Annotated in this window: 12 protein-coding genes; 4 read left to right on the forward strand and 8 right to left on the reverse strand. The window is 69.6% G+C overall.

The features are described 5' to 3' along the window. A partial coding sequence (locus VJ976_RS04710; RefSeq protein ID WP_324098960.1) for a non-ribosomal peptide synthetase occupies positions 1–1,890 on the reverse strand: 1,890 nt, incomplete at its 3' end. Here VJ976_RS04710 and VJ976_RS04715 point away from each other — a divergent pair. From VJ976_RS04715 to ppk2, 4 genes are all read left to right on the forward strand, one after another. Then, positions 1,818–2,030: a hypothetical protein gene (locus VJ976_RS04715; RefSeq protein ID WP_324098971.1), complete on the forward strand. Its 213-nt coding sequence runs from the start codon at positions 1,818–1,820 to the stop codon at positions 2,028–2,030. The genes VJ976_RS04710 and VJ976_RS04715 overlap by 73 nt on opposite strands. A gap of 407 nt (positions 2,031–2,437) precedes the next feature. Next, on the forward strand, positions 2,438–2,752 hold the full coding sequence (locus tag VJ976_RS04720) for a DMT family transporter (protein WP_324098961.1): 315 nt from the start codon (positions 2,438–2,440) through the stop codon (positions 2,750–2,752). 63 nt (positions 2,753–2,815) lie between these two features. Continuing rightward, the gene (locus VJ976_RS04725) at positions 2,816–3,022 is read left to right on the forward strand and encodes a hypothetical protein (RefSeq protein ID WP_324098962.1); all 207 of its coding nucleotides are present in this window, start codon (positions 2,816–2,818) and stop codon (positions 3,020–3,022) included. An 87-nt stretch (positions 3,023–3,109) separates the two neighbouring features. Then, positions 3,110–3,967 (forward strand): polyphosphate kinase 2, encoded by an 858-nt coding sequence (ppk2, locus tag VJ976_RS04730; protein ID WP_324098963.1) that lies wholly within the window; start codon positions 3,110–3,112, stop codon positions 3,965–3,967. On the opposite strand, the gene rodA is transcribed toward ppk2, so the two are convergent. From rodA to nusA, 7 genes are all read right to left on the reverse strand, one after another. Then, complete coding sequence (gene rodA, locus VJ976_RS04735; RefSeq protein ID WP_324098964.1) at positions 3,961–5,076, reverse strand: rod shape-determining protein RodA; 1,116 nt, start codon at positions 5,074–5,076, stop codon at positions 3,961–3,963. The two genes, ppk2 and rodA, sit on opposite strands and share 7 nt — an antisense overlap. A gap of 62 nt (positions 5,077–5,138) precedes the next feature. Beyond that, positions 5,139–6,101, reverse strand: a complete 963-nt coding sequence (locus VJ976_RS04740; RefSeq protein WP_324098965.1) for a bifunctional riboflavin kinase/FAD synthetase — start codon at positions 6,099–6,101, stop codon at positions 5,139–5,141. A 10-nt stretch (positions 6,102–6,111) separates the two neighbouring features. After that, positions 6,112–7,008 (reverse strand): tRNA pseudouridine(55) synthase TruB, encoded by an 897-nt coding sequence (gene truB, locus VJ976_RS04745; protein ID WP_324098966.1) that lies wholly within the window; start codon positions 7,006–7,008, stop codon positions 6,112–6,114. Continuing rightward, positions 7,005–7,481 carry a 30S ribosome-binding factor RbfA gene (gene rbfA / locus VJ976_RS04750; protein WP_324098967.1) on the reverse strand — a complete coding sequence of 159 codons (477 nt, stop codon included), beginning with the start codon at positions 7,479–7,481 and terminating at the stop codon, positions 7,005–7,007. Before rbfA ends, truB begins: the two co-directional genes overlap by 4 nt. Positions 7,482–7,559: 78 nt before the next feature. Then, positions 7,560–10,496, reverse strand: coding sequence for a translation initiation factor IF-2 (infB, locus tag VJ976_RS04755; protein ID WP_324098968.1), 2,937 nt, complete (start codon positions 10,494–10,496; stop codon positions 7,560–7,562). 180 nt (positions 10,497–10,676) lie between these two features. Next, positions 10,677–10,964, reverse strand: a complete 288-nt coding sequence (locus tag VJ976_RS04760; protein WP_324098969.1) for a YlxR family protein — start codon at positions 10,962–10,964, stop codon at positions 10,677–10,679. A 20-nt stretch (positions 10,965–10,984) separates the two neighbouring features. Then, positions 10,985–11,992 carry a transcription termination factor NusA gene (gene nusA / locus VJ976_RS04765; RefSeq protein ID WP_324098970.1) on the reverse strand — a complete coding sequence of 336 codons (1,008 nt, stop codon included), beginning with the start codon at positions 11,990–11,992 and terminating at the stop codon, positions 10,985–10,987. Positions 11,993–12,036 lie beyond the last annotated feature (44 nt).

A 12,036-nucleotide genomic window follows, 5' to 3' on the forward strand; every position in this document is an offset into this window, starting at 1 on the left:
CAATGTTGCGCACGGCAGCAGCCTCGAAGCGATGCTCAGTCCACCCGGAACGCGTCGCGGGCTCGGCGCCGCCGAGGCGGAGGTGTCGGTAGTCGGCTGGAGGTTGCTCTCCATCACGCGCTCGTCGACGGCCTGCGCCAGCGCGCGCACCGTGGGGTGGGCGTAGACGTCAAGGACCGAGAGCCCCTCGGTGCCCTCGTAGCCCGTTGCCCGCAGCCGCGAGATCAGGGTGGCCGCGACCAGGGAGTGGCCCCCGAGGTCTTCCAACAGGTCGGCCTCGACCGAAGCGTGACCCGCCGGGAGGCCAAGCACGCCCTCCCACACGGCGGCCAGCCGGCGCTCGGTCTCACTGCGCGGCGCCACGTACTCGCCGCTGCCTCCGACCAGGCGGCTCCCTTGAGGTTCCGGCAGACGGTTACGGTCGACCTTGCCGCTGGGCATCATGGGCAGGGCGTCGATCCATTCCAGGAACGTCGGCACCATGTACGCAGGCAGCCGGGACTGGGCCCGGGCGTGAAGCCGCTGGGCCAGGCCCTTCTCGTAGCGTCGCTCGGGCTGGGCCAGCACCACGTACGCCACCAGCTCGTCGGTCGCCCCTGGGGCCTGGTGCAGGTTCACCACGGCGCCGCTGACCGCCTCGTTCTGGAGCAGGACGCTCTCGATCTCCCCCAGGTCCACCCGGTGTCCCCGGACCTTGACCTCGCTGTCGGCGCGACCGAGGTACTCGATCTGGCCGTCGTCGAGGATCCGCCCGAGGTCGCCGGTGCGGTAGATGCGCGACTCGCCACCGGCAGGATCCGGGATGAACCGGTCGGCGGTCTGCTCCGGACGGTTGACGTATCCCCGGGCCACCCCCGGCCCCCCGACACAGATCTCACCCACTTCGCCGTGTGCAACCTCCTGCAGGTCGTCGTCGAGAAGGGTGATGCTGTAGGTCGGCAGGGGGTGACCGATGGTGACGGGCTTGCCCGAGTACAGCTCGGCCATGGTGCAGGTGATGGTGGTCTCGGTGGGGCCGTAGGTGTTGAGGATGCGTCGCCCGCTCTGACCCCATCGGGTCACGAGCTCGGCCGGGCATGCCTCACCTCCGACGTTCACGGTGCGGATGGAGGGAATGGTCCGGTCCAGGGTGGCCAGCACCGTGGGCACGCAGTAGATCATCGTGACCGCGGACTCCTCGAGGAACTGGGCGAGCCCAGGCCCGACGCGGCGGCCGTCAGTGGGGCCCGCGACGAGGGTGGCACCGGTCGCCCACGTCGGCCAGATCTCCTCGAAGGAGAAGTCGAACGCCGCGACCATCCCTTGGTAGACGCGCTCCGAGGGGGTGACTCCGTAGAGCTCGGGCACGATGCTGATGAAGTTGACGATGCTGGACTGGGCGATCTCGACGCCCTTGGGACGACCCGTGGAGCCCGAGGTGTAGAGGATGTAGCAGATCGGGTCTCCCTCCACGTCGACGTGGGGGCGGCCCCGTGGCGACTCGGCGATCTGCGCGGCGAAGGTGTCGACCGGCACGACCCACACCGGCGCCTCGGCGCACTGCTCCGCCAGCGCCGAGGTGGTGATGATGGCGCTGAGGTCGGAGTCGGTGGCGATGTAGGCGACCCGGTCGGCGGGGGCCGCGGGGTCGATCGGGACGAAGGTGGCGGAGGACTTCATGGCGGCCAGCAGACCGACGTACAGGTCCAGGGACCGCTCGATGAACACACCGACTCGTGACCCGGTACGCAGCCCGGCGTGGAGCAGGTGGTTGGCCAGTCGGTTCGCTCGGACGTCCAGATCGTCGTACTGTCGTCGCGCTGAACCGCGCGGTGGCCGTGGCTGAGATCGATGGCCCACAGGTCGCACTCGGTGTCGTCGACTCCCTGCCGCTGGAGGGCTATCAGCCATGGCACGCGACGCGTGCCGACCTCCTCAGCCGTCTAGGGCGAACCGACGAGGCACGCTGTGCCTACGAAGCCGCCATCGCCGCCACGGGCAACGCGGCCGAGCGTGAGTACCTGACGCGTCGGCGCACCGAGCTGGCGTAGCGCCTCGCGCTGCCCACATCCCATCTCGGCGGTGCTGAGGCGAGGACAGGTCCTGGCTCGGGCCGCCTGGCGGGTTGAACAGGATCCTGCCTTCACCCTCGCGGGGGTACTCGGCCTCGCTGACCGTACCGATCTGTTCCAGATAGCCACGCAGCGAGGCCTGGTCGCCGAGCGGCGTCTGGGTCACGGTCACCCGGGCACCTGGGTGAGGTCCGGCACCAGCGTGACCCGGTCCTCAGACCGACGTGAACGTCATCGTATGGACAGCTGAGCCCACGTCGCCGACAGCGCCATGGCACCGTCGTCCGGATTCTTGGCGCGCACACCCCGATGCCACGGGCATAGTGCGTCTGCCGACGGTCGATGTTTCGTCATACTGGGGGGCGCGAGTGGCGAGGAGGATGCACATGGCGTGGGTGGTGCTCATCCTGTCCGGAGTGCTGGAGGCCGTCTGGGCGGTGGCCCTGAGCGCGTCGGAGGGTTTCTCGCGGCTCCTACCCAGCCTTGTCTTCCTCATCGGGCTCGTGCTGAGCATGGCCGGTCTCGCGTATGCACTGCGGACCATCCCGGTCGGGACCGGTTACGCCGTGTGGGTCGGCATCGGAGCGGCCTTGACCGTCACCTACAGCATGGCCACCGGGGCCGAGCCCGTCACCGTTCTGAAGCTGGTGTTGCTGGTCGGGCTCATCGGATGCGTGGTCGGCCTCAAGCTTGTCCACTGACCGCTCCGACCGAGGGCTCCGGTGTTGCCGCGATGACGACCCCGGAGGGTAGCGTCGTTGGGTATGACGCAGACCCCGGACGACCACGACGTCGACACGCGCGCCGAGCTGCTGCCCGAAGAGCAGGCCGTGGACAGCGACGCCCCGCAGGTCCAGGCGGAAGCCATCCTGGAGGAGTCGCTGGAGAGGACCGAGGACCCCGAAGGCACCCGGCGTTCCTCGACCCAGACCCCCGGGGAGGATGGCGGCTCAGCCCCGCAGACGGCCTAGGGGCGCGTTGGCGACGGTCGCCGCGTGGGAGCCGTTGCCGGATCGCCACGGATACGCCAGCATCAGGTCAACCCCAGGAGGACACCAGTGAGCAAGAACCCCACTCCACCCGCAGGCGCCGACGACATCCGCAGCACGCACCGCGGCGAGCCCGATAACTACACCAAGAAGGGCCGGCTGCGGAAGGACATCTACGAGGACGAGATGGAGCGGCTACAAGAGCAGCTCGTCCAGCTGCAGTACTGGATCCAGAGCCAGGGGCTCAAGGTCCTCGTGATCTTCGAGGGCCGCGGCTCGGCCGGCAAGGGCGGGGTGATCAGGCGCATCACCGAGCGGACCAGCCCCCGTACCGTCAGGGTGGCCGCTCTGCCCAAGCCCACCGACCGTCAGCAGACGCAGTGGTACTTCCAGCGCTACGTGGAACATCTGCCCGCCGCGGGCGAGATGGTGATGTTCGACCGGTCCTGGTACAACCGTTCGAACGTCGAGTGGGTCATGGGCTTCTGCACCGAGGACGAGCACGCGGAGTTCCTGCGCAGCTGCCCGGAGTTCGAGCGCATGCTGGTCCGCTCCGGGATCATCGTGATCAAGTACTGGTTCTCCGTCTCCTACGAGGAGCAGCGCAAGCGCTTCGAGGCGCGCAACGCCGAGCCGCTGAAGCGCTGGAAGCTCTCCGACATGGACCTCGCCGAGCACGAGCTCTACGTGCGCTACTCGATGGCCAAGGACACCACCTTCCAGTACACCGACATCAAGCAGGCCCCCTGGTACGTGGTGCCCTCGGACGACAAGCGAACCGCCCGGGTCAACTGCATCAGCCACCTGCTCAGCCAGTTCGACTACGAGGACGTCATCCCGGACCCGGTCGAGCTGCCGGTGATGAAGGACGTGCCCTACGTGCGCCCGCCCATGCACGAGCAGACGTTCGTCCCGCTGCGCTACTGACCCTGCCAGCGGGCGCGCCGCGGGGCATGCTGAGCGCTGGCCAACAGCCCGATGGCCAGCCAGCACGCGAGCATCGACGACCCGCCGTAGGACAGGAACGGCAGCGGCAGACCGGTCACCGGCATCAGACCCAGGTTCATCCCGATGTTCTGGAAGGTCTGGAAGCCGAACCAGCACGCCACTCCGACGGCCATGACGCGCCCGAACGGGTCGTCGGTCACCAGGGACACCCAGAGCGCGCGCAGGATCAGGAAGCCGAGCAGCAGCACCACGCCGCACGCCCCCCAGAAACCCGCCTCCTCGGCGGAAACGGAGAAGATGAAGTCGGTCTCCTGGAACGGGACGAAACCGCCCTGGGTCTGCCGGCCCTGGCCCAGGCCAGCCCCTGTCCACCCTCCTGAGCCGATGGCCAGGCGCACCTGGGCGCTCTGGTATCCGATTCCTTCCGGATCGAGGCTCGGGTCCACGAACGCCAGCAGCCGGTCGACCTGATAGGGGTCCAGCAGCGGCACCCTCAGCGCCGCGACGACCGCGAAGACCACCCCCACGATCGCGGCGAGGGTCCACCACCAACGAGCGCCGCACACGGCGACCACACCGATCGTCATCGCACCGAGCACGAGGGTGGTGCCCAGATCGGGCTGGGCGAGGATCAGCCCGGCGGGGATGCCGCCCAGTGCCCATGCCGGGAGCACCTCTCGCACCCCAGGGCCGACGCGGGGGTCGCGTCCCTCAGCCAACAGCATCGCCAGGCCGATGACCAGGCCGATCTTCGCCAGCTCGGCCGGCTGCAGCGAGAAGCCACCGGGAAGGAACAGCCACGACCGCGACCCGTTGACGACCTGGCCCACCGGCGTGAGCACCAGCACGAGCCCGGCGAGGCCGCCGGCGTAGATCCACGGCGCGGCAGCGCGGATCCACTTCACATCCAGCCGGACCACAGCCACGGCCAGCACCATCCCGACCGCCGTGTTGACCAGATGGCGGACTGTGAGGGCCATCCCCACCTCGCGATGAGTCGCGGACCACACCAGGACCGCCCCGATGAGCGACAGGCCCAGCGCCGCCACGAAGATCCCCCAGTCGGTGCGCAGATAGCGTTGGGCCACGGGCCGTGGTCGCGCTCCGGCTCCACGTGGCTGGAGGGCGGCGGACGTCGGCACGAACGCGCTCAGCCCAGCAGCACGGACCGGCATACCGCGACGTCCCGGGCCATCTGCCTGCGCAGCTGGTCCACGGAGTCGAAGCGCACGTTGTCACGCAGGCGGCACACGAAGTCGACCCCGACGGTCTCGTGGTACAGGTCAAGGTCGAGCCGGTCGAGCACGTAGGCCTCGACCGTGCGCTCGGGAACGTCAGCGAAGGTGGGGTTGGTCCCGACCGAGATCGCTGCCGGCAGGCGGCGGTCCTCATCGTCCGGTGGCTGGTCCACGCGCTCGACCCACCCGGCGTACACCCCGTCGGCCGGGACCATTCCGGATCGGTCCGGCCCGAGGTTGGCGGTCGGGTACCCGAGCTCGCGTCCGCGGTGGTGACCATGCACGACTGTTCCGGCGACCCGGTGCAGTCGACCCAAAATCTCCGCGGCGACGTGCACTGCACCCTCACGCAGCGACTCGCGCACCGCGCTGGAGGACCACAGCCGCCGACCCTGCGCCTGGTCGCCCGCGATCTCGTGGATGCGCACCTCGAACCCGTACGCACATCCCAGCTGTCGAAGGGTGTCCACGTCCCCGCTGTTGCCCACCCCGAACCGCGTGTCCTCGCCGACCACCACGACCGCGGCCCCGAGCGCCCGCACCAGCACGTCGCGGACGAACTCCTCCGGGCCCATCTGCGCGAAGTCGTGGGTGAACGGCAGCATGACGGTCACATCCACACCGCTGTGAGCCATGAGGGTCATGCGGTAGTCGGGGTCGATGATCTGCTCCGGGGCGCGCTCCGGGTGCAGGACCGCAACCGGGTGCGGGTCGAAGGTCACCGCGATGCTGCGCTCCCCCCGGTCGCGGGCCAGGCGAGACACGGCGCCCAGCAGGCTCTGGTGGCCCCGGTGGACGCCGTCGAAGTTGCCCAAGGTCACCACCGCGGACTGCGGAGTCGCATGCGCACCTTCGACCGTCGTCCAGCGCTCCACGGCCGTCACTCTAACGGGCCGGAAAGACGACGCGGCTGCGTGTCCGCCGCGTGGTCTCCTCGAGCATCGCCACCAGGTCTCCATCGGTCCCCAGTCCGGCGACCGGGCCCGGCGACGGCCGCGACACGCCGGGCAAGGGGATGCCATGCCGCAGCGAGCGCTCTTGGTCGTGGTCCAGGTCGCGCACGGGGAAAAGGGCGCGAGCCACCGACGCCATCGGCCGCAGCCCGCAGTCGCGACTGGCTGACGCCTTCTCGATCGACAGCGCGCGGCCCAGGTCCACGTCGCCGACCCTCGTGCGCCGGAGGGCGGTGAGATGCCCGCCGACCCCCAACGCCTGCCCCAGGTCACGCGCCAGCGCACGCACATAGGTGCCGGAGCTGACCCGCACCGTGAAGTCCACGTCGAGCACCTCGGCATCGACCGGAGCGGCTTCGCGTCGCCGCCGGACCGCGAACCAGTGGACCGTGACGGGCCGGGCTGACAGGGCGACCTCGTTGCCCGCGCGGACTCGGGCGTAGGAACGCTGCCCATCCACCTTGATGGCACTGACGGCGCTGGGCACCTGATCGATCGGTCCGGTCAGGTGCCGTACCGCCCGCAGCACCTCTCCCATCCGTACCTGTCCAGCAGGGGACCCTCCGGTCACCTCGCCGTCGGCGTCGTCGGTGAGTGTGCTCCGGCCGAGTCGCAGCGTGCCGGTGTAGGTCTTGTCGAGCCCGACGAGGAACGTCAACAGCTTGGTGGCACGGCCGACGCCGAGGACGAGCAACCCCGTGGCCATCGGGTCCAGCGTGCCCGCGTGGCCCACCCGTCGCGTGCCGCAGATCCGTCGGCACCGCGCCACGACATCGTGGCTGGTCCAGCCGGAAGGCTTGTCGATCAGCAGCAGACCGTCACCGGTCACGGCTCCCGCTCGTCGGTTTCGCTCGAGTCGATGGCGATGTCCTCGCTACCCGGCTCGGGCCGCTTGCGATAGGGGTCCGGGTCACCCGCGTAGGCCGCGGCCCGCCGTGCCGCGGCGAGCTCGGCGTCGCGCTGATGGACCTGGCGCATGACCTCGTCCAGATGGGCCGCATCCTCGGGCAGAGCGTCCAGCACGAACTCCAGTGTCGGCGTCAGCCGGATGCCCAGGCCTTTGCCGACATGGGACCGCAGTCGCCCCCGGTAGGCGGCTAGGACCTCCGAAGCCGCTTCCCGCTCCTCCGGGCCGCCCAGCACCGTGTAGAAGACCGTGGCGTGCTGCAGGTCACCGGTGACCCGCACTTCGGTGACGGTGACGAACCCTAGACGCGGGTCCTTGACGAGGCTGTCCAGACCGCTCGCAACCAGGACCTTGGTGCGCTCGGCGATCTTGCGGGCCCTGCCGGTGTCGGCCATCTCTCCTCCTGCGTGCTGACGAACGGGTGGACGGTGGGGCCCGTGTGCCTCACCGGCCCGGGCCCCACCCATCTCGACTCAGGTGCGCGGGATCTCGCGCATCTCGTACGTCGTGATGATGTCGTCGACCCGGAGGTCGTTGAACGACCCGAGGTTGACACCACACTCGTACCCGTCGCGAACCTCGGTCACGTCGTCCTTGAATCGCCGTAGCCCGGCGATCTCCAGTCCCTCGGTGATCACCACGCCGTCGCGAGTGATCCGCGCCTTGGCGCCACGACGAAGCTCGCCGCTGCGTACCAGGGACCCGGCGACGTTGCCGAACTTGCTGGACCGGAAGACCTCGCGGATCTCGGCCGTGCCCAGCGTCGCCTCGGCGTACTCCGGCTTGAGCATGCCCTTCAGTGCGTTCTCGATGTCCTCGATCGCCTGGTAGATCACGCCGTAGTAGCGGATCTCCACACCTTCGCGTTCGGCGACCTCGGCGTTCTGGCCCTCGGCGCGCACGTTGAAGCCCAGGATGATCGCGTCGGAGGCCATGGCCAGGTTGATGTTGTTCAAGGTGATCGCACCGACACCGCGGTCGATGATCCGCAGGTCGACCTCCTCACCCACATCGATCTGCAGCAAGGCGTCCTCCAGCGCCTCCACCGAACCGGAGACGTCGCCCTTGAGGATGAGGTTGAGTGTCTCGACCTTGCCTTGAGCCAGCGCCTGGTTGAGATCCTCGAGGCTGATCCGCTTGCGGGCCTTGGCCAGGGAAGCCTGGCGGTCGGCCGCCTCACGCTTCTCCGCGATCTGGCGGGCCGTGCGGTCATCGGGTGCGACGACGAAGGTGTCACCGGCCCGCGCCACCGACGCCAGGCCGAGCACCTGCACCGGCCGCGAGGGCAACGCCTCGGTGACGTTGTTGCCGTGCTCGTCCAGCATCGCCCGCACACGACCGTGTGCCGCACCGGTCACGATGGCGTCCCCGACGTGCAAGGTGCCTTGCTGCACCAGGACCGTCGCCACCGCTCCTCGACCCCGGTCGAGGTTGGCCTCGATGGCCACACCACGGGCGTCCTTGTCGGGGTTGGCGCGCATGTCCAGGGCAGCGTCGGCGGTGAGCAGCACCGCTTCCAGCAGCTCCCCGATGTTCTGCCCGGCCTTGGCCGAGACGTCGACGAACATCGTGTCACCGCCGTACTCCTCGGCGATGAGGTTGTACTCGGTGAGCTGCTGGCGCACCTTCTGCGGGTTCGCGCCCTCGACGTCCATCTTGTTGACCGCGACCACGATCGGTACGTCGGCGGCCTGAGCGTGGTTCAGAGCCTCGATGGTCTGCGGCATCACGCCGTCATCGGCCGCGACCACGAGGATGGCGATGTCCGTGACCTTGGCACCGCGGGCACGCATGGCCGTGAAGGCCTCGTGCCCTGGCGTGTCGATGAAGGTCACCGCACGTTCGCTGCCCTCGTGCTGGGCGTGTACCTGGTAGGCGCCGATGTGCTGGGTGATCCCACCGGCCTCGCCCTCGGCCACGTCAGCCTCGCGGATCGCATCCAGAAGACGGGTCTTGCCGTGGTCGACGTGGCCCATGACGGTCACGACCGGGGGACGTGGCTGCAGGTCCGCGTCGGTCTCGGCCTCCGCCTCGGCGGCCAGGTCGATGTTGTAGGCGGTGAACAGCTCGCGCTCCTCCTCCTCTGGGGAGACCAGCCGGATGTCGTAGCCGAGCTCGGAGCCGAGGACCCCGAAGGTGTCCTCGTCGAGCGACGCCGTGGCCGTGGCCATCTCACCGAGGTGGAACAGCACCGTCACCAGGGAGGCGGGATCGACGTTGATCTTGTCCGCGAAGTCGGTCAGGGAGGCTCCACGACGCACGGTGATGGTCTTGCCGTCGCCTCGGGGGATGTTCACCCCACCGATGGTGGGTGCCTGCATCTGCTCGAACTCGGCCCGCTTGGCCCGCTTGGACTTCCGGCCGCGGACCTTCCCGCCGCCTCGACCGAAGGCACCCTGCGTGCCACCACGGCCGCGGGGACCTCCACCGCGGCCACCGGGGCCAGGGCGGAAACCGCCACCCCCGGGGCCACCGGGGCCACCTGGGCCACCGCCGGGACCCGAAGGACCGCGTCCACGTCCGCCCGGACGGGCCGGGCGCTCACCCGGCCGGGGCACGGCCGCACGGTCGGGCATCATGCCCGGGTTCGGTCGTGCTCCACCGGGTCGGGGAGCGCCTGGACGGGGGCCGCCACTGCCGGCCTCGGAGCCACGGGTTCCTCCAGGCCGGGGCATGCCCTGACTCGGAGCGAACGGGTTGTTGCCCGGGCGCGAGCTCCCACTGGCGCTGCCACGGTCGCCACCCCGGTCCGGGCGCGACGCACGCATGCCCTGACTCGGCGCAAACGGGTTGTTGCCAGGACGCGGCCCGGGCTTGGCGCCGGGTCTGCCGCTCTCGCCTCGTCCGCCGGGGCGCTCGCGGGTCGGACGGCTCGGCACCCTGGGGCCGGGCTTGGGGCCGCTCGGACGCGCGGCGGCCGGAGAAGGCGCCGGTGAGGCCCCCGTCGCGGCAGAGGCTGGTGTGGACGGGGGGACCTCTTCGCCGCTCGCGTCCTCGGACGACGGTGGGGCGGGTGTGCCCGTGGGCTCGGGGGCCGCGATCTCGACCGGAGCCACCGGGTCAGCGGCGGCGTCCGGCGTGGCGGACGGTGCCGGCTCGGCCTGGCGGCCCGGCGTGGCGGGCGCGACCGGGGTCGCAGGCGCCGCCGGCGTCGCCGAGGTGACCCGAGCGTCCGACTTGACCTGGGGCGAGGTCGCCGACGGCCCGGGCTCGGGTTGCTTGGGAGCCCGCTTGGGCGCCGCGCCAGCACTCTCCGCCGGGGGGTTCTCGCGAATCTTGCGCACGACTGGGGGCTCGATCGTCGACGACGCCGAGCGGACGAACTCTCCTTGTTCCTTCAGATGGGCGAGCAGCTGCTTGCTCTCGACCCCGAGCTCTTTGGCGAGCTCATAGACCCGGACCTTGGCCACGTTTCTCCTACTGGTTGCGTCGTGGCCGGGCCCTGGGGGCGCGCGACCGCGACTAGTGCTGGTGCCTGCTCATTGCTGCGTGCTCATTGGGTGCTCATCAGCGTCTGTCCCGCTTCCCATGCTGGAGCGCGAGGGGTTCCTCGCGCTGTCTCAACTGCACCCCGGGCTCACACCCGGAGGTCATACGTGTTCTTCGACCCACCGCGCGACGGCGGCAGCGTCAAGGATGCCACTGCGACGGAAGGTACGTCCAAACGCCCGTCGCGACACCGCAGCATCCAGACACACCTGGTCCACGTGAACGTACGCTCCGCGACCCTGCGCTCGTCGCGCAGGATCCGGTGCCACGTGCGCGTGCCCCGGAGGTGGCGAGTTGACCAGTACTACTCGAAGCAGCCTCGCCTGCTGGTCCCGCCCCCGGCACCCGACACACGTCCGAACAGGTTCACAGACGCCGTGTGCGGTCACGGGACCAGGATACTCGGGCCCTAGTCTACCTCGTTCGTGGTGCCCGCCGTGTCGGAGCGGATATCGATGCGCCAGCCGGTGAGCTTGTTGGCCAACCGTGCGTTCTGTCCTTCGCGCCCGATGGCCAATGACAGCTGGTAATCGGGCACCACGACCCGAACCTGGCGGGTCACCGGGTCGACGACCTCCGCGCTCAGCACCCGTGCCGGGGACAACGCGGAGGCGACGAACATGGCGGGGTCCTCCGAGTAGTCCACGATGTCGATCTTCTCGCCCTGGAGCTCGGCCATGACGGCACGGACGCGCTGGCCCATCGGGCCGATGCAGGCGCCCTTGGCGTTGACACCGGCGACGGTGGCGTGCACCGCGATCTTGGTCCGATGACCCGCCTCCCTCGCCAGGGCCGCGATCTGAACGGAACCGTCAGCGATCTCCGGCGCTTCGAGCGCGAACAGCTTGCGGACCAGGTTGGGGTGGGTGCGCGAGAGGGTGATCAGCGGCCCGCGCGTGCCGCGCTTGACGCTGACCACGAAGCACCGCAGGCGCTGACCGTGCTGGTAAGCCTCCCCCGGCACCTGCTCGGCGCTGTGTAGCTCACCCTCAACCGTGCCGAAATCGACCAGCACGCTGCGCGGGTTGGACGACTGCTGGATGACGCCCGAGATGACCTCGCCTTCGCGGTCGCGGAAGTCGCCGAGCACCGCGTCGTCCTCCAGCTCACGCATCCGTTGCACGATGACCTGGCGTGCCGTCGCGGCTGCCACCCGGCCGAAACCTTCCGGCGTGTCGTCGTACTCCGGCATCTCTTCGACGGGGGTCGACCCATCCTCAGCGGGAATCTCCCGTGCCCACACCGTCACATGCCCGTTCTTGCCGTCCAGCTCGACGCGGGCGTGCGACGCCGCGTCGCTACCCCGCATGCGCTCGTAGGCGCTCAACGTCGCCTGTTCGATGGCGTTGACCAGGATCTCCAGCGGAATCTCGCGTTCGTTCGCGATCCCCCGCAACATGGCCAGGTCGATATCCATCAGCTGTCACCTCCCGTGCTCGCTCGACTGAACTCGACATGGAC

Source organism: Ornithinimicrobium sp., from assembly GCF_035267225.1.
Taxonomy (GTDB): domain Bacteria; phylum Actinomycetota; class Actinomycetes; order Actinomycetales; family Dermatophilaceae; genus Ornithinicoccus.

Excerpts from the sequence above, each read along its gene's own strand:
- nusA (WP_324098970.1), bottom strand. The coding sequence starts at position 11,992 with ATGGATATCGACCTGGCCATGTTGCGGGGGATCGCGAACGAACGCGAG.
- VJ976_RS04725 (WP_324098962.1), top strand. The coding sequence starts at position 2,816 with ATGACGCAGACCCCGGACGACCACGACGTCGACACGCGCGCCGAGCTG.
- rbfA (WP_324098967.1), bottom strand. The coding sequence starts at position 7,481 with ATGGCCGACACCGGCAGGGCCCGCAAGATCGCCGAGCGCACCAAGGTC.
- VJ976_RS04720 (WP_324098961.1), top strand. The coding sequence starts at position 2,438 with ATGGCGTGGGTGGTGCTCATCCTGTCCGGAGTGCTGGAGGCCGTCTGG.